Below are 25539 nucleotides of genomic sequence, written 5' to 3' on the forward strand. Positions count from 1 at the left end.
AATTCTTTAATTCTTTAATTCTTTAATTCTTTAATAATATTCTAATTTGACCTTCTATGATTCAAGAGCAAAGAAAAAGCACGCAGCTGACGCTAATCAGTGAGTACTTTAGATGCAGCCATTGAAATGTAGAACAAAGAAGTTAGATATTATTCGCCTTCTAGGCCTCTAACTGGTTTCAATTGTTCCCAGTCATGACATGAAGGACACGCCCAATAATGTTTACTACTATTAAAACCACAGGTTCGACAACTATAACGGGGTTTTAAATTCAAATAAGCGCCAATCAATTCTTTGATCATATCTAAATTTTCGGTGTTGTCATGCTCAGTAGAGTTAACCATTTGCATCTTAATAAAATGCTTAAAGCCTTTAATGGTTGGACGCTTTTTCAAGGCAAGTAAAATAAACTCTTTCGCTTTTTTGTTGCCATATTTAGCTTCAAGATGACTTAAGTATTTTATCAGTGCGCTCGAACCACCGGTTTCATCATAAACTTTTCTAATGAATTTAAAATATTCATCGTCGGCATCTAACTGATGATAACAATTTTGCATTTCATCAATAACATCAGGAAAGAATTCTTTATCCTGAAGATAGATGTCTTGATAACATCGGCAGGCTTCATTGAACTGTTGATGCTTTTCATAAATTTGAGCTAATAACCAATTAGCACGACAAGAATTAGCATCATAAATCAACGCCAACTCTAATAACTCTATGACTTCAATAAAGTTATCTTCTGCGAAGGCTGTTGTCGCTAATTCACAATAAAAATTAGCTAAGTTATGAAGAAGTTTTTTATCTTTAGTTTTAACAATGGCTTTTTTATGACTGATGCCTTTTGACCAATCTTTAGTAGACTGGTAAATACGCATTAAATAATCAAGAGATTTTAAGCCATAGTGTTTTGATTTAAGCAGTTTTTCAAACATCGTTTCAGCGCGGTCGTATAAGCCGGCACTAAAGAAATCTTTACCTAGTTCATAAGCCGCTTGTTGCTTATCTTTAGCGGATAAATGTTTCTGTCTAACTAAGTGCTCATGCACTTTTAATGCGCGGTCAAGCTCACCACGGCGACGAAATAAATTGGCCATGGCAAAGTGTGCTTCAACAGTATCATCTTCAACTTTAAGAGCTTCTAGTAAGTAGTCTATCGCTTTATCTTGTTGATTTGATAAGAGGTAATTTAAGCCTGTTGAATATTTTATCGACAAGGCTTGTTTAGCTGAGTGATCATTTTGTTTAACACTATTACGGCCCATGAACCAGCCATAGCCCATTGCAACAGGGAGTAATAAGAACAATAGTTCTAACATATAATTTACACTGATTCTTTAGAGGATGACTTTTTAGGTTTTATCATTCGAACAAACTTCCACAATAATGCAAAGAGTAAGCCGAGTACAAAGCCCAAAGTGGTAAATAAACTGACAGCCGCAGCAACTGATAGTTCAGTTCGGGCGATGAGATAATTCAACGTTAAGGTCTGCTCATTTTGACTACCAAAGATAAAAGCGATGACTAGTAAGCTGAACAGTAAAAACGCTGTAATATAAATACGCAAAATAAGTTACCTATGATGAAAATTAAGTTAAAAAAAACGGCATACCATTATAGCATGCCGTTTTATTGATAATTTATCAATTACGCTATTGAAAGATTTACCCTTTCACGTAACTCTTTTCCAGGTTTAAAATGAGGAACGTATTTACCTGCCAACTCAACAGATTCGCCAGTTTTAGGGTTACGTCCAACACGAGGAGCACGAAAATGTAATGAAAAACTACCAAAACCACGAATTTCAATACGCTCACCTTTTGACAAGGTTTGTGCCATCATTTCTAAGATTTCTTTAATAGATTGTTCAACATCTCTCGCTGATAAATGACTTAATTTATCGGCTAATCTTTCAATAAGTTCAGATTTGGTCATTTGACCTCCTGTGTTCACTAGATTGAAGTTAATAGTACCTTCTCACCAATGGATTTTAAACGAAGAGAAGGGTTATGTTTCAAACACTTCTCACCTTCAAGTGTCTAAATTAGTTTTTAGCGTTTTTAAACGCTGCAGCCATTGCACTTAAACCAGTTTCTTCAACTTGGTTTAGGTTATCCATAGCTTCACGTTCTTCTGCTTGGTCTTTAGCTTTGATTGATAAGCTGATAGCACGGTTCTTACGATCCACACCCATAAACTTAGTCTCAACACTATCACCAACAGATAATTCAGTTGACGCATCTTCGATACGCTCACTAGAAATATCAGATACGCGTAGGTATCCTTCAACGCCTTCGGCTAATTCAATTTTAGCGCCTTTAGCATCTACTTCGATAACCTTACCTGTAACAATAGCACCTTTCTTAGTATCTGCAAGGTACTGATTAAACGGATCATCTTCAGTTTGCTTAACACCTAAAGAAATACGTTCGCGCTCAGGGTCAACTTGTAATACTACAGCTGAGATTTCATCACCTTTCTTGTATTCACGAACAGCTTCTTCGCCGCCAGCCCATGAAATATCAGATAAGTGAACAAGACCATCAATGCCGCCGTCAAGACCAATAAAAATACCAAAGTCAGTAATTGACTTGATCTTACCAGATACTTTGTCGCCTTTGTTGAAGTTCTTAGCGAACTCTTCCCAAGGGTTAGCAATACACTGTTTAAGGCCTAAAGAAATACGACGACGTTCTTCGTCAATTTCTAATACCATAACTTCAACCGTGTCACCTAAGTTAACAACTTTAGATGGGTGGATATTTTTGTTAGTCCAATCCATTTCAGAAACGTGAACTAAACCTTCAACGCCTTCTTGGATTTCAACAAAACAACCGTAGTCAGTTAAGTTAGTTACACGACCAGTAAGTTTAGCGCCTTCAGGGTAACGCTTAGCAATTGCTACCCATGGATCTTCACCTAACTGCTTCATACCTAGAGATACACGAGTGCGCTCACGGTCAAATTTCAATACTTTAACTTGTATTTCGTCACCAACATTTACGATTTCACTTGGGTGCTTAACGCGCTTCCAAGCCATATCTGTAATGTGTAGTAAGCCGTCAATGCCGCCTAAGTCTACGAATGCGCCGTAGTCAGTAAGGTTCTTAACGATACCTTTAACTTCTAGGCCTTCTGCTAATGACTCTAACAATGCATCACGTTCAACGCTGCTTTCAGATTCGATAACGGCACGACGAGAAACAACAACGTTATTACGCTTTTGATCAAGCTTAATAACTTTAAATTCTAATTCTTTGCCTTCAAGGTGAGTTGTATCGCGAATTGGGCGAACATCTACTAATGAACCCGGTAAGAAAGCACGAATATCGCTAACTTCAACCGTGAAACCACCTTTAACTTTACCGTTGATAACACCGATAACAGTTTCTTTTTCTTCATATGCTTTCTCAAGCACTTGCCACGCTTCATGACGTTTAGCGTCATCACGTGAAAGAATAGTTTCACCAAAACCGTCATCTGTAGCTTTAAGAGATACGTCGACTTCATCGCCAACGCTTACATCAACTTCACCAGCGTTGTTTTTAAACTGGTTAATGTCAATAACACTTTCAGATTTAAGGCCAGCATCAACGATAACATTGTCTTTAGTAATAGCGACAATCGTACCTTTGATAATTGAACCAGGGCGTGTTTCGATTTCTTTTAAACTTTCTTCAAATAGTTGTGCGAAATTTTCAGTCATAACTTGCATATAAACTCAGTTATTAATCCAGTCAACATCAATGTTTCATGGGGTTATTTAATAGTGCCCAGTGCATCCGTACAGTAGGCTATAGGTTGATTTTGAAGCTATATAGCTTCGTTTACGTTAACTTGCCATTGGCAAATGTTAAAATCTTGGTAACCACTTCATCAATAGAAAGGTCAGTAGAATCAACAATTAACGCACCTTCTGCTGGGATAAGGGGAGCGACCGTACGGGTCTGATCTCGCTCATCTCGCTGACGTATATCATCCAAAAGGCGCCCGATTTTAACATCAAAACCTTTCTCTTTCAACTGATTAAATCGACGTTGTGCTCTTTCTTCTGCAGAAGCGGTTAAAAAAACTTTAACTGGTGCGTTACTAAAAACGATTGTTCCCATGTCTCTTCCATCAGCGACAAGCCCGGGAGCGACTTTAAAAGCACGTTGGCGACGTAAAAGCGCTTCACGCACCCGAGGGAAGGCTGCTATTTTAGAAGCGATAGCACCAACTTCCTCTGTGCGTATACTATTACTAACATCTTCGCCTTCTAAAATAACTTTTCCTTCACCTTGACTGGTTATTTCAAATTGCACGTCTAAATGAGCAGCAATGGGGATCAAGGATTCTTCATCTTCGATAGTTAAATGGTGATGCAATGTCGCCACTGCAAGCACACGATAAATAGCTCCGCTGTCAAGCAAGTGCCAGCCAAGTTGCTCTGCAACTAAACGTGCGGCTGTGCCCTTACCTGCTCCACTAGGTCCATCTATAGTTATTACCGGTATTTGTTCTATCATATTTTTATCTACACTAAAGCAAGTTAAACTAAGTTAGTCACTTAATTTAAGCTTGATTGAGCGTTAGTCCCACTTGGTTTGCTAAGGTGACAAAATTAGGGAACGAAGTCGCTACATTGTCACACTCTAAAATTTGAATTTCACCAGTAGCTCGTAATGAGCTAATCGCAAAAGACATGGCAATACGGTGATCATCATGACTATGAATAGTCCCTGATGTTAATTGCCCACCAACAATATCTATACCGTCATCATAAACAGTACAGTCAATATCTAATTCTTTTAAGCCATCAGCCATTGCTTGAATGCGATCGCTTTCTTTCACTCTTAATTCTTCCGCGCCACGTAAACGTGTTGTACCTTCAGCACAAGCAGCCGCAATAAATATCGCTGGGAACTCATCTATGGCAAGCGGTACATCACGTTCGTTTATATCAATACCTTTTAATGGTGATGATTTAACCACAACATCAGCAACAGGCTCTCCGCCCGCCATACGCTCGTTGATGATGCTCAAATCGCCATTCATCTGCTGTAAAATATTAATAGCACCAATACGCGTCGGGTTCATACCCACATTACGAATAGTCAACTGACCTTCTTTAGCAATTAAACCCGCAACCATAAAAAATGTTGCTGATGAAATATCGCCGGGTACTTGAATGTCGCAAGCCGTTAGTTGATGGCCGCCTTCAATAGAAACCTTTTTACCCATAGGGGTATCTTCAACCTTTACCGGATAACCAAAGGCGGTCAACATGCGTTCAGTGTGATCGCGAGTAATACCGGGTTCGGTTACCGAGGTAATGCCGTCGGCATAAATACCAGCAAGTAATACACAAGATTTTACTTGTGCACTGGCCATGGGTAAGTCGTAATGAATCGCGGTTAAGGTTTGACCTTCATCAATACCTTGTGAAATAACCGGTGGCGTACCATTTTTGGCAGCAGAGATATTTGCACCCATTAATTTTAATGGGTCAACAACGCGTGCCATAGGACGTTTATTTAAAGAACTGTCACCAGCCATTTGCCATGCAAAATTTTGTCCGGCGAGTAATCCCGACATTAATCGGATTGTTGTCCCTGAATTACCAATATTTAAAGCTTCTTGAGGTGCGGTTAAACCACGTAAACCTTTGCCATGAATAACAACATTTTGTTGCTTGTCAGGGCCTTCTATTTTTATGCCCATCGCCTTAAACGCATTCATTGTTGCTAAACAATCGTCTCCAGGTAAGAAACCCGAAACATGCGTGGTACCTTCAGCTAAAGAGCCAAACATAATAGAGCGATGCGAACATGACTTGTCACCCGGTACAATGATATCTCCGGATACTTTTCCGGCAAGGCCTGTGGTGATAGTTAATGTTTTATTTACTTGAGACATTTTTTTTCCATTAAATTAATGTTTTTTTATGACAATTTTTCAATCACTTTTACTAAATATAATTACTGATGTTGCTCGCCAGCACTATAAACGAGCGATAAAACAAAGATAAAATGATTACTTTACTTGTTATTACTTGCTGTTTTTAGCGGAAAATTCTTTCATAAAAGCAACCAACGCAGTTATACCCACTAATGGCATAGCATTATAAATACTGGCGCGCATACCACCCACCATACGATGACCCTTTAAAGCCATTAGTCCCTGCGCTTCTGCTTGTTTTAAAAACTCATCATTCAAGCTTTCATCTGTTAACCAAAAAGGCACATTCATTAGACTACGATACTTTGCTTCAATATGATTTTGATAAAACGCACTTTCATCAATATAACCATATAAAACCTCAGCTTTTTGTTTGTTTATCTTTGAAATTTCTTTAACACCGCCACGCTCTTTTAACCATTCAAATACTAAACCGGCTAAATACCATGCATAGGTTGGCGGCGTATTGTACATTGAATCGTTCTTTGCTAACACCTGATAATTCATGATTGAGGGCGTTGTTAATTGAGCATTGCCTAATAAGTCATTACGCACAATAACAATAGTTAGACCAGAGGGACCAATATTTTTTTGCGCACCGGCATAGATAAGACCGAATTTTTTAACGTCAATTTCATGAGACAAAATGGTTGACGACATGTCAGCAACCAGTGGCACCCCATGAGTTTCTGGAATATCAAACATCTCGATACCGTCAACGGTTTCATTCGGGCAATAATGTACAAAGGCAGCATTAGGGTTTAAGCCCCACTCGTTACTTGGTAATACGTGAGTTTCGCCTTTAACCTTACTAACAACATTGATCGCGTTTATTTCACCATAATGCTCAGCTTCTGCAGCGGCAGCTTTTGACCAAGAGCCAGAAATAACATAATCGGCTGATTTGCCGTTTGGTAGAAAATTTAAAGGGACCGCAGAAAATTGACCTCGACCACCACCATGACAAAACAAAACACTGTAATTTTCTGGTATTGCCATCAAATCACGTAAATCCGCTTCGGCTTTTGCGGCTACTACCAAAAACTCTTTACTGCGGTGACTCAGCTCCATCACTGAACTACCCGTACCTTGCCAATTGACAAATTCTGCTTGTGCCTTTTTCATTACCTCTACAGGTAACATCGCAGGACCGGCACAAAAGTTAAATACATGAGACATATAACACAACACCTTCTATAAAGTTTTAAATACGCTTGTCGATGCACTTGGTCTAACTGTTTTAATTATTTTTATTATAAACATCAATTTGGTCAGCATTCTCTTGGGTAAAATAAGACTGCTCATCAAATGGAAAAATGCTCCTGCATTTGCTTAATACCGTTCGTCCTGAACATCGTCACTCATTCACATCGATGTGATCGTGACATACGTTCGTCCTAAACATAAAAAGGGCGGTGATTAGCCGCCCTTTAAACCGAATTTATAGCGGTAACTATTCGTTATCACTTTCGATGAGTTGTTCTTCATCACTGTCAGCTTCTGGTGCTACCTCTGTTGAGGTACTCTCAGTTGACGAAGCGATTAACTGCTCAGAAGTTTCTTCCGTTCCTTCAGGAACGTCTTCTTCTTCAATTTCGTCAATACGTTGCAATGCAACAACATGTTCACCTTCAACCGTTCTAATAATACGAACACCTTGAGTATTACGACCAATAACACTAACTTCATTAACACGAGTACGTACTAAAGTACCGTTATCAGTGATAAGCATTATTTCATCTAAATCTTCAACCTGAACAGCGCCAACTACTGGGCCATTTCGATCGCTAACTTTAATAGAAACAACACCTTTAGTCGCACGACTTTTCGCTGGGTATTCAGTTAACGCGGTACGTTTACCAAAGCCATTTTCGGTTATCGTTAATATTGGGCCATCATTAACTGGCACAATAAGTGACACAACCTTTTGATCACCTTCTAACTTAATACCTCGAACACCAGTACCGGTTCGTCCGATAGGTTTTAATGCCCAACGTTCTTCACCTGTTTCTGCATCTAATTTAATTTCACCCGTTTCACTGTCACGAAGTTTCTCATTAAAACGAACAACTTTACCCGCATCCGAGAACAACATAATATCGTTGTAACCGTCGGTAATAGCAACGCCAATTAAGGTGTCATCATCACGTAAGTTAAGGGCTATAATACCGTTAGCACGTTGGTTTTTATAAGCGGTAAGTGCTGTTTTCTTAACAGTACCTGAAGCCGTTGCCATGATAATAAACTTGTCTTCTGCATATTCACGAACCGGTAATATTGCGGTAATACGTTCACCTGCATCAAGCGGTAAAATATTAACAATAGGTCGGCCACGGGCAGTACGACTCGCTAAAGGTAATTGGAACACTTTCAACCAGTAGAGTTTTCCGCGATCTGAGAAACACAAAATAGTATCGTGGGTATTAGCAATGAGTAAACGTTCAATGAAATCTTCTTCTTTCATCTTAGTCGCTGCTTTACCTTTACCACCACGGCGTTGTGCTTGATAGTCACTTAACACTTGGTATTTAACATAACCTTCATGTGATAACGTAACCACAACATCTTCTTCTGTGATCAAGTCTTCCATGGATAAGTCATGCGAAGCATTAGTAATTTCAGTACGACGTTCATCACCAAAATCATTACGGATAGTTTCTAGCTCTTCACGAATAATTTCCATTAAACGTTCAGGCGAACCTAATATATGTAATAACTCAGCGATAATATCGAGTAATGCTTTGTATTCAGATAAGATTTTTTCGTGTTCTAAACCAGTCAACTTATGTAAGCGAAGATCTAATATCGCTTGTGCTTGTTGCATAGTTAAGAAGTATTGACCGTCTTGAATACCAAAACCAGCTTCAACCCATTCAGGGCGTGCTGCGTCATCACCAGCGGCGCTGAGCATATCAGCAACATTACCTAAATCCCAACCACGAGCCAGCAGTTTTTCTTTTGCTTCACTTGGCGTTGGTGAATTTTTAATTAATTCAATGATCGGGTCAATGTTCGCTAATGCAATCGACAAACCTTCTAGTAAATGCGCGCGTTCACGTGCTTTACGTAATTCAAAGATAGTACGACGAGTAACAACTTCACGGCGATGAAGGATAAACTCTTCAAGCATTTCCTTGATATTAAATAATTTAGGTTGGCCGTTAGTTAACGCCACCATATTTAAACCAAAAGAAACTTGCATTTGGGTAAGTTTGTACAAGTTATTTAATACAACTTCACCGACTTCTCCACGTTTAATTTCAATAACCATGCGCATGCCGTCTTTATCAGACTCATCACGCAGCGCTGAAATACCTTCAAGGCGTTTTTCTTTTACCAGCTCTGCCATCTTTTCGATAAGGCGGGCTTTGTTTACTTGATAAGGTAATTCATGAACAACAATCGTTTCTTTACCGGTTGTTTCATGAACTTCGATGTCGGCACGGGCGCGAATTTTAATTTTGCCACGACCAGTACGGTAAGCTTCTTCAATACCGGCACGACCGCTAATAATACCGGCTGTTGGAAAATCAGGACCAGGTATATATTCTAATATCTCTTCAAAGGTCAAATCACTATTTTCAATCAGTGCTAAACAGCCGTTTATCACTTCTGTTAAATTGTGAGGAGGTATATTGGTTGCCATACCTACGGCGATACCTGAGGTACCATTCACTAATAAATTAGGAATACGCGTTGGCATAACAACAGGTATATGTTCTGTACCGTCATAGTTAGGTACAAAATCTACCGTTTCTTTATCAAGATCTGCCAAAATAGAATGTGCTATTTTTGACATTCTGATTTCGGTATAACGCATTGCTGCTGCAGAGTCACCGTCAACCGAACCAAAGTTACCCTGACCATCTACTAGCATATAGCGTAATGAAAATGGTTGCGCCATACGTACTATCGTATCGTAAACGGCAGTATCGCCGTGTGGGTGGTATTTACCTATTACATCACCAACAACACGTGCTGATTTTTTGTAAGGTTTATTGAAGTCATTACCAAGTACATTCATCGCAAATAATACGCGGCGATGAACAGGTTTTAAGCCGTCTCGTACATCTGGTAATGCACGGCCTACAATTACGCTCATGGCGTAATCTAGATAAGAATTTTTTAGCTCATCTTCAATATTGACGGGTACAACATTGTTTGACAAATCGGTCATAAGTCGATGGTATCCCTTAACTTAGCAAGAATTTTGAAAGTTTTTTCGAAATTATAATTATTAATTAACACAGCATACTATCATATTTTTAATGAGATGCCATACCGCTTTATTATCTTAAAAGTACTTAAAATGGTAGCACTGAAAAGTCATTAACTTCCAAATGGTTGTTTATTGTTCACCATTTTAACTCAACATATATTATTGTGCTTTTTTTGTTCAAATATACGGCGTTTCTCAATGGCTTTTTCAGTAATTTTTTTATTTAATATTCTCCCTTGTCCTAATGAAAAATAAATTTCCGCAATTACAAATAATGGTCCAATAAATAATTGGTTAATATCATCAAAAAATGCCGGCTTTGCTTTTTCGTAATGATGACCAACAAATTGAATAACCCATCCAATAATAAAGACACTTATTGCAATAATAATATGATGTTCTACTTTTACAACTTCATGAACACTCCACATTAACGGGCCAAACAAAATGAACGCCAATAACGCAAGAGGTAACGACAATATTAAATAATAAATAAACACCGCAATTGAAAGTATGGCGGCTAAAGTAAAGTTAACTTGTGCAACGCCTAAGTAGTTATTGATAACAACTTCAAAGGATACACTGGCAAGTAATAAGGCAATTGACCAAATGATCATTGGCACACCAATAAAGTGTGTATGAATATTTTTTCTGTTTAAGTGAACGCTTTTATAGCTAGACAGTTGTTCTATTACTGTTTTCATCATGACCTCTTAGATTTTTTCGCATCGTACCTATTAAGTGACAATTTATATTTATAGCTATTAAACTTCAAGATGCAATTACAGCCCATTTTGTGTCGAGTAACTATATCATCTTCTTTTTTACAACAGATCTAACGAAAAACCCTGCCGAAGCAGGGTTTTATTTATCAACATAAAGTGAACGGGTTGCCCCTTTCTTTAGATTATTTGGGTGTAGCTTGTAGATTTAATGTTATACCTGAAGCTGCTGAATAGCCGTAGATATCGACATACCATAGACCTTTAGCTGGGTCGGTAAAGTTACAAGCTTCATTGTTACCATTTTTATAAGGGCGACAATCATAAACAGACGTTGTTGACTGTTTACCTTGTGTTACATATAAATCTGCATCACCTGAACCACCTGAAAGTGTAACCGTTAGATCGGCATAACCATCGGCTAAATCAAGGGTGTAACGTTTCCATGTTCTTCTTGCAACATTAACATTATTAATTGTGGTATCAATCGGATTAATTGTATTACCACCACCCGTAGAAGGTTCAGTGTAACTACCCGTTAAACTAACACCGGCAAAATCACTATAGGCTTTAAGTCTTACATAGTAAGTGCCACCTGCTTGTGTACTTGCACACGATTCAACATTACCTGATTGATAAGGGCGACAATCGTAAACACTGTCAGTTGGCTCAGCACCAAACTTCACATATAAATCAGCATCACCACTACCACCTGTCATCGCAAAATTAATATCTGTTGCACCAGCAGGTACTTCCATAGTGAAAACTAAATCATTACCCGTTGCAGCCGTTAACTCAGTTTTAACCTGACCATTTTCAAGGACAGTATCTGGTATTGTTCCACCACCACCGCCAGTGTCACCGCCAGAGCCATCACATCCATTTGCGGTAATGTAATCGATCGCATCTTTAGTTTGGGCTAAACCATAACCAAATTTAACATCGCGACCCGCAGCACCTAAATCTTGTGCACTACTATTTAATACGTTACGAATTTCAACGTTAGTACAGCTTGGGTGATGACTCCATACCAAGGCAGCAACACCAGCAACATGAGGAGATGCCATTGAAGTGCCACTCATTTTGCCATAATTACCCGCGCCAATATTTATACTGGCGCTTAAGCCTATATTATTTTTCATCGCTGCGCCGTCCGTATCAGATACAGTAACACTTGGGATAGAAGTTGCGTTTGCATCACCTAACGTGCCACCAAAGCTTCCCGGTGCATTGTTATAAAGAATTGCACCTACACCTCCGCTGTCTTGACAAGCTTTAACTTTATCATAAAACGAAATATTGCCACGTTGGATTAAACAAACACTACCTGCAGCGCCTGTATCTATAGCTTCGCCCGTGGCAAAGTCATAGAGAGAGCCCGTTGCTTGACCTTGGTTTTCCATTGCATTAGCGGTATAACCGACATTAGCGACAGAGACTTCAACGACTGAACCTGAACCTTCAGGATAAATAGAATAAACATCAACGCCTGGGCCAGATATCTCTACTTGGCTATTTTTTTGTGAAAAGTCAGCTAAGGCTTTATTACTGTCAACAGCAGCAACTGACATCACTGCATCGTAAGAAGCAGGAAAGCTTTCTAAATCAGTCGTTGCTGTAGCAACACCATCATTACCGGCTGCAGCTATAAGTAAAACGCCTGCATCATAGGCCGCTTGAATACCATTTTGTTCGCTGGTACTTGAACCAGAACCACCTAAGCTCATGTTAATAACGTCTGCACCATTACTGACACAATCGTTAATAGCACTAACAAGTGTTGAAGAGTATCCCCATCCCGCAGCATTAAATACTTTTATAATGTGCAAATTAGGATCGGTGCCAATAACACCACGAACGCCAATACCATTATTAAGTGCGGCAATTGTTCCTGCTACGTGAGTACCGTGCGGACCACCTTCATCATACCAGTTACCTGTACCGCTATTGCTTGTACCAGTTATTGTGCCTCCTTGTGCCCCCATGTCTTCATGAGGTAAGTCTAAACCTGAATCAATAATACATATTTTCTTACCGCCAGCGTTGGCAGAAGCAATCATATCGTCAACTTGATCGGCTTGAACCATGCCAATACCATAAGGCACCGTTTGTGCCATAAAGCGACGTGGTAAATCTTCTTCTACGTATTCCACATTATTGTCCATCGCTAAATTCATCACTTGTGATGTAGATAGCTCAGCACTGATCATATTAACATCTGGAAATTCGGCTTTAACATTGACCCGTAATCTCTTTAATTTTTCCTTAACGGCGGCAAGGCGAACAAAGGCGTTTTGGCTACCGATGAAACTAGTTGTTTGATTACTGCCTGCTTGGTTATTAGCTGCTTGCTTGTATTTGATTATAAAGCGTTTGGGTAAGGGTGAACTGGTCACTTCAGATAATACATTATCTGCGTTTTGTATGCTAAGTGGTTGAGCAGCGTAAAGTGCTGTCGATATTGATACCGACAATATACTTGCAGTGGTCAATATTAATGATTTCTTTGTTATCTTATTCGACATCTATATTCCTACCTATTAGGTTAATTTTAATTATTATTTTGCTGGGGGAATTTCAAATGAGAGTGATACGTCATTTTCGAAGCAGCAATGAACATAACATCAATGTTTCACACATTACAAGTATGTTATTGAAATGTTAAATAAAAAAGACAAAACAAAAGTAACAACCACATTTAAATCAACAACTTATAACATAAGACTTTATTTTTACTGCTAAATCTTGGTAAATAAAGACTTAAATTAAGGGGCATTAGCTGATAAAAATCAGTAATGAGTAAGATAATCGCTATAAAAAAGTCTTAATGTGCCCTGCTTTCTCAGTTTTGGCTCGTCTGCATTAGCTATGACTTATCCACTTTTAACGAGGATAACAAACTCAACGTTCAGTACTAGGCGAACCATTTACTTTAGTTTAGAATTACTGACAATAATTGATTAAAATAGTGAAAATGTAATGTCAACAACTAACAACACTAAAACTGTTAACGTAAATGAAGAAGAAATAGCCAAATTTGAAAAAGTTGCAAGCCAGTGGTGGGACCTTGATGGCGATTTTAAACCATTGCATCAAATAAACCCTATTCGTCGACAATTTATTTGTCAGCATGTCGGTGATATTTTTGGTAAAAAAATTATTGATGTTGGCTGTGGTGGTGGTATTTTAGCCGAGAGTTTAGCCAAGCTTGGTGGCGATGTTACTGGGATTGACCTTGGCGAAGAGCCATTAAATGTAGCTAGATTGCATGCGTTGGAGAGTGGTTTAACGGTCGATTATCAAAAAATACCCGCCGAAGACAAAGCGATTGATCAACCCAAAACATTTGATGTCGTCACTTGTATGGAAATGCTTGAGCACGTACCCGATCCCGCTTCAATTATAGAAGCTTGCGCTAAAATGATAAAACCCGGTGGTTATGTCTTTTTTTCAACCTTAAACAAATCAATAAAATCATATTTATTGGCTATTGTTGCCGCCGAAAAAGTCCTTAAAATAGTCCCGGACGGTACACACGACCACAAAAGTTTTATTCGTCCATCGACCTTAATTGGCTGGGCTGAATCATTTGATCTCAAATGCATTGATGCCGCAGGCATTCATTACAACCCGCTGACAGAGAATCACAAACTTATTTCATCACTAGATGTAAATTATATTCTTTGTTGCCAAAAAATTTAAATAAGGGAATGTCCATTGCGAAATACTAAAATTTCAGGGGTATTATTTGATCTTGATGGCACCTTATTAGATACTGCTAATGATTTAGGTGCAGCACTTAACTACGTTTTACGAAAATATAACTTAGCAGAAGTGGCTCGTGAAGATTATCGTCCAATCGCTTCTGATGGTGCATTAGGGTTATTAACCCTTGGTTTTGCACAAGCTTTAAAAAACTATGATTACGAGGAGTTACGCGCGGAATTCCTCACTTATTACCAAGAAAATATTGCGGTACATACCTGTCTTTATCCTGGCGTAGCTCAATTACTGTTGACGTTGAATGAACGAAACATTCCTTGGGGTGTTGTCACGAATAAGCCAGAAGGTTTAACAAGACTATTATTGCCTTATTATAGTGAATTCGAAAAATGTTTATCACTGGTTGGTGGTGATACTTTCACCAACCGAAAACCACACCCAGAGCCTATCCTCAAAGCTTGTGAACAAATATCAGTGCCAAGTGAGCTATGTTTGTATGTCGGAGACGCTTTGCGTGATATTGAAGCCGGCAATAGTGCTCAAGCAACTACCGTCATTGCAAAGTGGGGCTATATTATCGCTGGTGAAGATTGTAAAAACTGGCAAGCAGACTATCACGCTGAAACCCCCTTAGATATCTTATCATTACTGTAATAATGTTAAGCCAAACGCGAATAAAGTAACGGTTTAAATCCAGTGATATAGGTCCTTAACTTGCTATAACCAACACATAAAAAAGCCACTCAACCGTGGCTTTTTTCTTAATAAAACACCCATAATAAAGTAACGCTTGGTTAACTGTTAGTCAATATTGTCAGGGCCTACTCGCACAATTAACTTACCAAAATTCTCACCTTCTAATAAACCAATAAAAGCATTTACTGTATTTTCTAGTCCGGTAATTAAATGCTCTTTATAGTTAATTTCACCTGCCATTAACCATTTTACCATTTGCTCGCTAAACTCGTTATAACGATGACCATAATCATCAAAGACAATAAAACCTTGCATTTTTATACGCTTAACAAGTAGTGTTCCCATCAATGAAGAAAGTCTGTCAGGTCCACTAGGTAATTCTGTCGCATTGTACTGAGAAATTAAGCCACACAAAGGAATACGGGCACAGCTATTTAATAGTGGCATAACAGCGTCAAAGACTTTACCGCCAACGTTTTCAAAATAGACATCAATCCCTGATGTATAAACGGCCGCTAGTTGCTCAGCTAAGTCATCACTTTTATGATCAAGACAATGATCAAACCCTAAACTGTCAACTGCATAGGTACATTTAGTCTCACCGCCAGCAATACCGATCACTTTACACCCTTTTAATTTAGCTATTTGACCCACTAAACTTCCAACCGCTCCTGTTGCCGCAGCAACGACTACCGTTTCACCTGCTTTTGGTTGACCGATATCCAATAAACCCATGTAAGCCGTTAGCCCAGGCATACCCAAAACACCTAAGGCATGAGACGGGTTAACCATATCATTATCAAGCTTGAGCAATTCACTACCATGAATAACGCTATAATCCTGCCAGCCACCAAAAGCGACAACCCAATCACCTTTTGTGTAATCGTTGTGATTTGACTCTTCTACTCGACAAACACTTCCACCCACCATCACTGCATTTAAAGCGACGGGATCGGCATAAGACTTAGCATAATTCATTCGCCCTCGCATATAAGGGTCGAGTGAAAGAAAAACCGTACGAAGTAATACTTCGTTAGCTTGAGGGATGGGTTTATTACTAGTAACGAGATTAAAATTTTCTGCTTTTGGCGCGCCAACGGGTCTTGATGCTAGCACCATTTGGCGATTGGTATCTGTTGTTTGAGTCATAAGAGTTACTCCTGTAAAGAGCCAGTAAAAGCGCTAAGTGTGTTGGGATTAAAAAAGGCCAATATAAGAGAAATATATCGACCTTTTATGAATAAGGGCAGCGTGTCAATTAAACAAGCCACTCATTTTTATTTTATCTTTACAAGGCTTGCGTTAAAATCTCTCGGCTTATTGCTAGAGTAATATCACTGTTTTCACCTAGTGCTGTCATGCCATGTTGCTCTAATCGTTCGACAAGGGAATCAATATCAGCGCTACCAAGATCAACGTGAGATAAGCGCGTTGGTACCTGCATCTTTTCAAAAAACTCTTCTGTTAAACGGATAGCTTGATCAATACGTGCATTATCATCACCTTCAGTTATCTGCCAAACACGTGTTGCATATTGAAGTAATTTTTCACGCTTTTGCTCACGACGTACTTTCATCACGGCAGGTAACACAATAGATAAGGTTCGAGCGTGGTCAATACCAAAGGCACCTGTTAATTCATGGCCTATCATATGTGTTGACCAATCTTGTGGTACTCCAGCACCAATAAGACCGTTTAGTGCCATAGTGGCCGACCACATAATATTTGCTCTAACGTCTAAATCATCTTTAGTTGCCGGGGCTAAGGCTTTAGGTCCTTCTTCAATTAAGGTTTGTAATAAACCTTCACTGAACCTGTCTTGTACTTTGCCATTAACGCTGTAAGTTAAGTACTGTTCAATGGTATGAATAAAAGCATCAACAACACCATTACCAATTTGACGATCTGATAATGAGAAGGTCACACTTGGGTCTAACACCGCAAATAATGGACGCACTAAAGGACTAGAAAAAGGGAGCTTATTACCGTCTCGTGTTACCACGGAATTACCATTACTTTCTGAGCCAGTGGCAGGTAAAGTTAACACCGCGCCAATGGGTAAAGCTTTAGTGAACGCTTGCTGTTTGGCAAGAATATCCCAAGGGTCATCACCTTCAAATAATGCCGCAGCGGCAATAAATTTAGCGCCATCAACAACAGAGCCACCGCCAACAGCAAGTAAATAATCAATGTTTTCAGCTTTGATGATCGTTTGCGCTTTCATTAAAGTGTCGTAAGTTGGGTTAGGTTCAATGCCTGAAAATTCAAAGTAAGTGTGTTCTTTAAGCGCATCAATAACCTGCTCATAAACACCATTACCTTTGATTGAACCTCCACCGTAAACAACGAGTACTCTTGCATCTAGTGGTATTTCTTTTGAAATAGTTTTAATTTCTCCCGGACCAAAATTAATTTTAGTTGGGTTTTGAAAATTGAAATTTAACATTTATATGTCCTTAAAGGTAAAGCGTTAAATCGATTAGCTAAACAGCTTAGCTAATCGAGTTGTCTGTTCTAAGTAGCTATGCTGAAAGGTGAGTTAATAATTTTTCAGCGGCTAATGCCGAGCTAGCTGGGTTTTGACCAGTAATAATAAGACCATCTTGAATTGCAAAGGCATGCCAATCTTGAGCCTTTTGGTATTCGCCGCCACGTTTAATCAATTCATCTTCTACTAAAAATGGCACAACTTCAGTTAATTGCACCGCTTCTTCTTCACTGTTAGTAAAACCGGTTACGGCTTTGCCTTTGACAGCAAAATCACCAGAGGCTTGTTTTACATTTAACAAAGCAGCACTTGCATGACAAACTGTTGCAACAGCTTTTCCGGCCTTAAGAAAGTTTTCAATCAAAGTAATTGAGTCAGTATTGTCGGTAAGGTCCCATAATGGACCATGACCACCAGGATAGAATACTGCGTCAAAATCAGCTTCATTAACAGAAGCTAATATTAGCGTATTAGCGATTTTAGCTTGTGCTTCGCTGTCTGCATCGTAACGGTCTGTCGCAGCTGTTTGAAAGTCTTCAAGTGTGCTGGTTGGGTCTATTGGTGCTTGTCCACCTTTAGGTGTTGCTAAAGTAACTTCCACACCCGCATCGATAAAGGCATAATAAGGAGCAGCAAATTCTTCAACCCAAAAGCCGGTTTTTTGGCCTGTGTTACCGAGCTCGTCATGTGAAGTAAGTACCATTAATATTTGTTTAGTCATTATCATTCATCCGTTTGGTTATATAAGTGAGTTTAGGTGTTTTTTGATTCTATTTGTCCAGTATATGCCTAAGAACGAACATGAACAATGCAGATAAAACTGACATCATTGTATCAATAATTGATACAATGATTGACAAAGTAAATTATTGGCTGGTTATTACCTCAATAGGTACGTTATGGATATCTCATTTGAACAACTCAAAAGTATGGTTGTTTTCGCTCAAGTCATTGAACAAGGTAGCTTAAGTGCAGCCGCTAAACATTTAGGGCTCTCAAGAGCAGTAGTAAGTTATCATTTGAAGAAGCTTGAAGCGCAGCTCGAGGTAAAGTTACTTAATCGTTCAACACGTGCGATTAATCTTACTGAAGCGGGTCAAGCCTATTATGAGCGCTGTCGAGTTATTGCTGAGCAAGCGAGTGCCGCTAATCAGCAAATTGAAAATTTCAAAAATGAACCTATCGGCTTACTTAAAATAACGTGTCCGGTAAATGTTGGTTTGCAGACCGTTGTGCCGGCACTGAACGAATTTAAAAAAATTTACCCCAAAATAGCACTCGATGTGATGTTAACTGATGAGGTCGTTAATATTATGAAAGAAGGTATCGATTTAGCAATTCGTGGTGCCCCCTTACCTGACTCTGGTTTGCAAGCAACTAAACTGGCAACGCTGCAAACATGCCTATGTGGCGCACCTGAATATTTCCTGCAATTTGGCCGCCCCACTAAACCGTCTGATTTAAGCGACCACCAATGGGTTATTTATAAATTAACCTCTGGAGTGTTAACCTTGACTAAGGGCAGTCGTTCGTTCAGTGTCACCACAAAAGGTAGTATTAGTACCAATAATGCAGCTGCACGTACCGCCTTTGTTGAAGCAGGACATGGTCTGGGACGTATTCCTATTTACGATGCTTGGCCAAAAATAAAAGCAGGCACTTTAGAAACAGTGCTAGATGATTATGCTTTTAGCGACATTAATGTCTTTGGTGTATTCCCGCCAGGTACAGCCAATTCCAAAAAACTGCGCTTATTACTTAACTTCTTAAAAGAATATTTTACCAGCCAAAGTATAATAAAATAGCAATAACCCAACTTATTAGCATATATATTTCTGTGTGGACCAACCGCTATTATGACTGACTAATAACTAGCGGATAAACTTTATACAAGTTGTCATAGTAACGCTTAACCTGAACAGCTATATCAACATTATTGTTCATTTAGTGGCCTTGCTGCTTAAAAAAAAGCAACGTGTTGTTTTTATTAGAAATTAAGTTTTAGCTGACAAAAACAACCAATAAACGGGTAATTTTATTTAAAAATAAATTATCCACAAAAATTAATTAAAATAAACGTTGCGTTTTTGTAATATCAAAAATAAAAAGCACTACTAAGTTAGTCGTTACTAACTGAACTTTTACTCTGAAGAAAGTTATTAAAAACTATGCTTTTTATCACTTGCAAAAACAGTCAAACCTCATTATCTTGTGATCAGTTTTTAGAAAACCCCTACATATAGTGTATTTGTTGTTCAGATGTTTTTTTGTACTCATTTACATTTTAGGGAAATATAATACTGATAAGTGTTCACTTAACGTTTTTATAGTTGACAACGTTAAGTAAATAAAGCGACCAGCATAATTAATAAATGACAGGCTCTTCATGACTAATAATCTTTTTGTAAGTAAGCGTAACGGCAAAAAAGAACTCATCGATTTAGAAAAAATTCATCAAGTTATCACGTGGGCTGCTGAAGGCCTTGATAACGTTTCGGTGTCACAAGTTGAGTTGAAATCTCATATTCAATTCTACGACGGTATCAAGACTGCTGACATACATGAAACTATCATTAAAGCTGCCGCTGATCTTATTTCAGAAGAGACACCTGATTATCAATATTTATCAGCACGTTTGGCTATTTTTCATCTACGTAAAAAAGCCTACGGTCAATTTGAGCCACCTAAATTATTTACCCATGTTGTTAGTATGGTAGAAAATGGTAAATATGATGAACATCTTCTAGCTGATTACAGCGAAGCAGAGTTTGAACAAATGGAAAAATTTCTTGTTCATCCTCGCGATCTAGACTTTAGTTACGCCGCTGTCAAACAATTAGAAGGTAAATACCTTGTCCAAAACCGGGTAACGGGTGAAATTTACGAAAGTGCTCAGTTTTTATATATCTTAGTGGCCGCTTGTTTATTTGCTAAATATCCTGTAGAAACACGTTTAAAATATGTTGAAGGTTTTTATCACGCAATTTCAACCTTCAAAATATCGTTACCTACCCCTATTATGGCAGGGGTACGTACGCCTACACGTCAATTTTCATCTTGTGTATTAATTGAATGTGGTGACAGTTTAGACTCAATAAACGCGGCTTCTAGCTCTATTGTTAAATATGTTTCACAACGAGCAGGTATTGGTATCAATGCTGGCCGTATTCGCGCTTTAGGTAGCTCGATACGTAATGGTGAAGCCTTTCATACCGGTTGTATTCCGTTTTTCAAGCATTTTCAAACGGCTGTTAAAAGTTGTTCTCAAGGGGGGGTTCGAGGTGGCGCAGCAACGTTGTTCTACCCACTTTGGCATTTAGAAGTTGAAAGTTTACTGGTCCTTAAAAATAACCGAGGTGTTGAAGAAAATCGTGTCCGCCATTTAGATTACGGCGTGCAATTCAATAAGCTTATGTACACACGTTTAATTAAAGGTGAGTCTATTACTCTCTTTAGCCCAAGCGATGTCCCTGGGCTTTATGATGCCTTTTTTGAAGACCAAGATAAATTTGAAGCCTTGTATGTAAAATATGAAGCTGATGATTCTATTCGTAAAAAATGTATTAAAGCTATTGAGTTATTCACCTTGTTTGCTCAAGAGCGTGCCAGCACAGGTCGAATTTATTTACAGAATGTTGATCACTGTAATACACACAGCCCATTCGATCCGAAACAGGCACCGATACGCCAAAGTAATTTGTGTTTAGAGATTGCGCTACCGACACAACCAATGAATGATATTAATGATCCAAATGGTGAAATTGCTCTTTGTACTTTGTCAGCCTTTAACTTAGGCGCAATAGAAAGCTTAGATGAATTAGAAGGTTTATCAGACCTTGCAGTTCGAGCACTTGATAGTTTACTTGATTATCAAAACTACCCAATGCCAGCTGCTTACAATGCGACGATAGGCAGAAGAACATTAGGCATAGGCGTAATAAACTACGCTTATTACTTAGCTAAAAACGGCGTGTATTATTCAAATGGCAGTGCCAACAATTTAACTCACCGTACCTTTGAAGCCATTCAATTTAATTTATTGAAAGCATCAAACGAATTAGCAAAAGAAAAAGGCGCTTGTCCTAAATTTAATGAGACACGTTTATCGCAAGGTATTTTACCGATTGATACTTATAAAAAGACTATTGACGACATTACTGGTGAGCCCCTTCATCTTGACTGGGAAACTTTGCGAGAGAGTATCAAGACACATGGCGTAAGAAATTCAACGGTTTCAGCGTTAATGCCATCTGAAACTTCATCACAAATTTCAAATGCTACAAATGGAATTGAACCACCAAGAGGTTTAATCAGTATAAAGGCTAGTAAAGATGGTGTTTTAAAACAGGTTGTACCTGAATATCAAAGATTAAAGGGTAACTATGAGTTACTTTGGAATATTCCAAGTAACGAAGGTTACTTGCAGTTAGTGGGTATCATGCAGAAGTTTATTGACCAAACCATCTCTGCAAATACTAACTATGACCCTGCACGCTTTGAAGGCGGAAAAGTACCGGTGAAGCAAATCTTAAAAGATATTTTAACCGCTTATAAACTAGGCGTTAAAACCATGTATTACCATAACACCCGTGATGGTGCGTCTGAGAATATGCTCGGATTAGAAGAAGAAGACTGTGAAGGCGGTGCATGTAAAATTTAATTGTGCGCACAACAAAGCTTCATTGTTTGTTAACAATGAAGCTTTGAGCATAATCAGTCATACCTATAATTTTAAAAAACAAAATTTTGATAACAGGCTGTGATTTTCACGCTTGTTATCAAGGAGTAATAGATGTCCTACACTACGTTTAATCAAGTTCCTAATAACGCACTACTCGAGCCGATGTTTTTAGGTAACAGTGTCAATGTCTCACGATATGACCAACAACGTTTTATCGCCTTTGAAAAACTTATTGAAAAACAGTTATCGTTTTTTTGGCGTCCCGAAGAAATTGATGTATCAAAAGACAGATCTGATTGGCAAAGTTTAACGCCTTCAGAAAAGCATATTTTCATTTCCAACCTAAAATATCAAACTTTGCTTGATTCTATGGCTGCACGCTCAGTAAATGCGATGTTTTTACCGCTGGTTTCATTACCAGAAGTAGAAACTTGGATAGAGACCTGGGCTTTTAGTGAAACCATTCATTCTCGTTCATACACGCATATTTTGAGAAACTTGTTTTCAGATCCAAGTGAAATATTTGACGATATCGTTGTTAACCCAGCTATTTTAAAGCGTGCATCAAGTATTTCTAAATACTTTGATGCCGTGATAATCACCACACAACTACTCCAGTCACAAGGTGACGGTACCTATGAAGTCGATGGTAAAATGATTGAAGTGTCGACTCGCAAGCTCAAAGAACGCTTATACTTGGCTGTTTGTTCGGTTAACGCTTTAGAGGCCATTCGTTTTTATGTCAGCTTTGCCTGTTCATTTGCTTTTGCCGAGCGTGAATTATTAGAAGGTAATGCTAAAATTATTAAGCTTATTGCTCGAGATGAGGCTTTGCATTTAACCGGTACTCAACATATTTTAAATAACTGGTTATCCGGTAGAGATGATCCTGAAATGAAAATCATTTCTCAAGAAATGAAAGAGCAAGGATTACAGATATTTCTTGATGTTGTTGATCAAGAAAAAGAATGGGCTCAGTACTTATTCAAAGACGGCTCAATGATTGGCTTAAATGCGGCAATATTAAATCAATATATTGAATACATCAGTAATCAACGCTTAACCGCTATTGGTTTTGATGCACCCTTTGATATAAAAAGTAACCCATTACCATGGATGAATGCTTATTTAGTATCAGACAATGTTCAGGTCGCTCCACAAGAAACAGAAATATCGAGTTACCTGGTCGGTCAAGTCGACTCTTCTGTATCAAGTGATGATTTTGATGGCTTTGACCTTTAATGGTTTTAACCTCCATATAAAGAAGCGATTATCATGCTTTCTTATTACATCATTAGCACATTTTGCGTTTGAGTCTTTTTAAATGAAAAGTGCTAATGATATGGCCATTTGCCAGCAAAAATTACCTGAAAGTAAGAAAGCTCATCGTATTTTTGTCGATAATAAAACCATTACCTTTCAAGCCAATGACAAAAGCTTACTTGACTGTTTAGAGAACGCTAATGTAGAAGTACATTATCATTGTCGTGACGGTTTTTGTGGGGCGTGTCGAGTAACCTTAGTTGAAGGCGAAATTAGCTATCCTCAAGGAGAACCACTGGCTTTTATCGGCGATGGTGAAGTGCTATCTTGCTGTTGTGTGCCAAAGAGTGACATCAAACTTATTGTTGAATAACTTAGTACTAGGATTATTAACGGGTCTTTAAACATTGGAGAATGAACGCGTATAGATGTTGAGCGACAAATATACCCGTCACTCAATATCCAGATCTGTCAATCTTATACTTATAATTGCGCGCTTAACCTAACTTCAATACCGCCTAAAACCTTAATTAACTCTGCGGCAACCGGTTGATACAATTGTTGATAACGCGCGGTATCTTCAACACTTACCGCTTCATCTAGCGCTTTAGTCAATTCAAACAGTTGCATAGCTCCTACTGAGCAAGAAACACCTTTTAAGGTATGTACTAAGTGCTTACAAGCAGTTTGATCATCACTACTGATCGCTTGTTGAATCTTTTCGCTGTCTTTGGAATGGTCTTCATAAAACATCACCAGTATTTCAGCAAAAAGGTCTTCATCTCCGAGCACATTACCAATACCTATTTCAGCATCAATACCTGGATATTGGTCTTCACTGGCCACCGGTAATGCGTCGACAATACCCTCAGCGACAACCGTATTTGATTCTTGATGCACCTTCACTTGATTTCGACCACTGTGTTTTGCTTCATATAGACTAAGATCAGCTTCTTTTAACAAGCCTTCTAAGTTCATCTCATCGCCCTTGCCTAATGATAAGCCGATACTCACGGTTACAGACACCTTTTCATCTATGGTATCATCAATATGTATTTTACTGTGTTCTACTCTTTCTCTTAAGCGTTCACAGGCAACAAGCGCATTCTCTGGAGAGGTATTTGCCATACATATCGCAAACTCTTCGCCGCCAACTCGACCAATAATATCATGATCTCGAAAACAATCGCAGATGATATCAGCAAATTCAACAAGGACTTTATCACCGGCATCATGGCCATAATTATCGTTAACCACTTTAAAAAAATCTATATCGAGCATCGCCACAGCAAGCGGGTTATTCGTGCGTTTTGCTTGGCTAATCGCTTTACCCGCTAAATCTTCAAAAGCGCCTCTGTTACGAATGCCGGTTAAGAAGTCTGTTTTAGCCAGCGACTCTAGCTCTAAAGTTTTCTCTAAAAGCCGAAGCGAGGTTCGTATTCTAGCCAGTAACACTTTAGGAATATAAGGTTTAGTTACGTAGTCGTCGGCGCCAAATTCTAGAGCAGCAACAATTTGATCTTCATCATCTGAAGCCGATAACATAATGACCGGCGTATTGAAAATAATAGGGTGAGTTTTTAATTTGTGTAACATCTCTAAGCCTGAGATACCCGGCATATACATATCTAATAAAATGAAGTCTATCGCTTGCTCTTCTAAAACCTCTAAGGCTTTTTCTCCAGATTCGGCGGTAAACACATTATAACCTTCTTCACCTAAATCAAACTCTAATAGCATGAGCGTGTCTTTTGCGTCATCAACAGCGAGAATGTTATATTTTTTCTTAGTATTCATAATTTATTCC

At 38.6% G+C, this 25539-nt stretch carries 20 protein-coding genes; 6 read left to right on the plus strand and 14 right to left on the minus strand.

The features are described 5' to 3' along the window. Positions 1-149: 149 nt before the first annotated feature. The 10 genes from lapB to H4J67_RS13405 all read right to left on the minus strand — a co-directional run bounded on the left by lapB (position 150) and on the right by H4J67_RS13405 (position 13406). Complete coding sequence (lapB, locus tag H4J67_RS13360) at positions 150-1319, minus strand: lipopolysaccharide assembly protein LapB (RefSeq protein WP_182175592.1); 1170 nt, start codon at positions 1317-1319, stop codon at positions 150-152. Between the two features lie 5 nt (positions 1320-1324). Further along, a complete protein-coding gene (locus H4J67_RS13365; protein WP_070373830.1) occupies positions 1325-1567 on the minus strand; it encodes a lipopolysaccharide assembly protein LapA domain-containing protein in 243 nt (80 codons plus the stop codon). Between the two features lie 80 nt (positions 1568-1647). Then, positions 1648-1935 (minus strand): integration host factor subunit beta, encoded by a 288-nt coding sequence (ihfB, locus tag H4J67_RS13370; protein WP_070373831.1) that lies wholly within the window; start codon positions 1933-1935, stop codon positions 1648-1650. 109 nt (positions 1936-2044) lie between these two features. Beyond that, positions 2045-3706: a 30S ribosomal protein S1 gene (rpsA, locus tag H4J67_RS13375; protein WP_070376968.1), complete on the minus strand. Its 1662-nt coding sequence runs from the start codon at positions 3704-3706 to the stop codon at positions 2045-2047. A gap of 121 nt (positions 3707-3827) precedes the next feature. Next, complete coding sequence (gene cmk, locus H4J67_RS13380; protein ID WP_182175590.1) at positions 3828-4508, minus strand: (d)CMP kinase; 681 nt, start codon at positions 4506-4508, stop codon at positions 3828-3830. A 46-nt stretch (positions 4509-4554) separates the two neighbouring features. Continuing rightward, positions 4555-5898 (minus strand): 3-phosphoshikimate 1-carboxyvinyltransferase, encoded by a 1344-nt coding sequence (aroA, locus tag H4J67_RS13385; protein ID WP_182175589.1) that lies wholly within the window; start codon positions 5896-5898, stop codon positions 4555-4557. A 132-nt stretch (positions 5899-6030) separates the two neighbouring features. Then, a complete protein-coding gene (gene serC, locus H4J67_RS13390; RefSeq protein ID WP_182175588.1) occupies positions 6031-7119 on the minus strand; it encodes a 3-phosphoserine/phosphohydroxythreonine transaminase in 1089 nt (362 codons plus the stop codon). Positions 7120-7393: 274 nt separating this feature from the next. Next, on the minus strand, positions 7394-10117 hold the full coding sequence (gyrA, locus tag H4J67_RS13395) for a DNA topoisomerase (ATP-hydrolyzing) subunit A (protein ID WP_182175587.1): 2724 nt from the start codon (positions 10115-10117) through the stop codon (positions 7394-7396). Between the two features lie 191 nt (positions 10118-10308). Beyond that, positions 10309-10863, minus strand: coding sequence for a DUF962 domain-containing protein (locus H4J67_RS13400; protein WP_182175644.1), 555 nt, complete (start codon positions 10861-10863; stop codon positions 10309-10311). 203 nt (positions 10864-11066) lie between these two features. Then, complete coding sequence (locus H4J67_RS13405) at positions 11067-13406, minus strand: S8 family serine peptidase (protein ID WP_182204016.1); 2340 nt, start codon at positions 13404-13406, stop codon at positions 11067-11069. Between the two features lie 454 nt (positions 13407-13860). On the opposite strand from H4J67_RS13405, the gene ubiG reads away from it, so the two are divergent. After that, complete coding sequence (gene ubiG / locus H4J67_RS13410; protein ID WP_182175585.1) at positions 13861-14583, plus strand: bifunctional 2-polyprenyl-6-hydroxyphenol methylase/3-demethylubiquinol 3-O-methyltransferase UbiG; 723 nt, start codon at positions 13861-13863, stop codon at positions 14581-14583. Positions 14584-14598: 15 nt separating this feature from the next. Then, positions 14599-15258, plus strand: a complete 660-nt coding sequence (locus H4J67_RS13415; protein ID WP_220463309.1) for an HAD family hydrolase — start codon at positions 14599-14601, stop codon at positions 15256-15258. A gap of 147 nt (positions 15259-15405) precedes the next feature. On the opposite strand, the gene H4J67_RS13420 is transcribed toward H4J67_RS13415, so the two are convergent. The 3 genes from H4J67_RS13420 to H4J67_RS13430 all read right to left on the minus strand — a co-directional run bounded on the left by H4J67_RS13420 (position 15406) and on the right by H4J67_RS13430 (position 18509). Then, complete coding sequence (locus tag H4J67_RS13420) at positions 15406-16449, minus strand: NADP-dependent oxidoreductase (RefSeq protein ID WP_182204017.1); 1044 nt, start codon at positions 16447-16449, stop codon at positions 15406-15408. A 139-nt stretch (positions 16450-16588) separates the two neighbouring features. Further along, positions 16589-17746: an iron-containing alcohol dehydrogenase gene (locus tag H4J67_RS13425; RefSeq protein WP_182175583.1), complete on the minus strand. Its 1158-nt coding sequence runs from the start codon at positions 17744-17746 to the stop codon at positions 16589-16591. Positions 17747-17822: 76 nt separating this feature from the next. Next, positions 17823-18509: a type 1 glutamine amidotransferase domain-containing protein gene (locus tag H4J67_RS13430; RefSeq protein ID WP_182204018.1), complete on the minus strand. Its 687-nt coding sequence runs from the start codon at positions 18507-18509 to the stop codon at positions 17823-17825. Positions 18510-18687: 178 nt separating this feature from the next. Here H4J67_RS13430 and H4J67_RS13435 point away from each other — a divergent pair, with 178 nt between their 5' ends. The 4 genes from H4J67_RS13435 to yfaE all read left to right on the plus strand — a co-directional run bounded on the left by H4J67_RS13435 (position 18688) and on the right by yfaE (position 24105). Next, on the plus strand, positions 18688-19593 hold the full coding sequence (locus tag H4J67_RS13435; RefSeq protein ID WP_182175581.1) for a LysR family transcriptional regulator: 906 nt from the start codon (positions 18688-18690) through the stop codon (positions 19591-19593). A gap of 581 nt (positions 19594-20174) precedes the next feature. Continuing rightward, entirely contained in the window at positions 20175-22448 is a 2274-nt protein-coding gene (nrdA, locus tag H4J67_RS13440; RefSeq protein WP_070373844.1) for a class 1a ribonucleoside-diphosphate reductase subunit alpha, read from the plus strand. Between the two features lie 132 nt (positions 22449-22580). After that, positions 22581-23711, plus strand: a complete 1131-nt coding sequence (gene nrdB / locus H4J67_RS13445; RefSeq protein ID WP_182175580.1) for a class Ia ribonucleoside-diphosphate reductase subunit beta — start codon at positions 22581-22583, stop codon at positions 23709-23711. An 82-nt stretch (positions 23712-23793) separates the two neighbouring features. Next, positions 23794-24105, plus strand: coding sequence for a class I ribonucleotide reductase maintenance protein YfaE (gene yfaE / locus H4J67_RS13450; protein WP_259368602.1), 312 nt, complete (start codon positions 23794-23796; stop codon positions 24103-24105). A 110-nt stretch (positions 24106-24215) separates the two neighbouring features. Here the strand turns inward: yfaE and H4J67_RS13455 are convergent, their stop codons facing one another. Beyond that, complete coding sequence (locus tag H4J67_RS13455; protein ID WP_182175579.1) at positions 24216-25529, minus strand: diguanylate cyclase; 1314 nt, start codon at positions 25527-25529, stop codon at positions 24216-24218. Positions 25530-25539: the final 10 nt, after the last annotated feature.

Source organism: Colwellia sp. BRX10-4, assembly GCF_014077465.1.
Taxonomy (GTDB): Bacteria; Pseudomonadota; Gammaproteobacteria; order Enterobacterales; family Alteromonadaceae; genus Colwellia_A.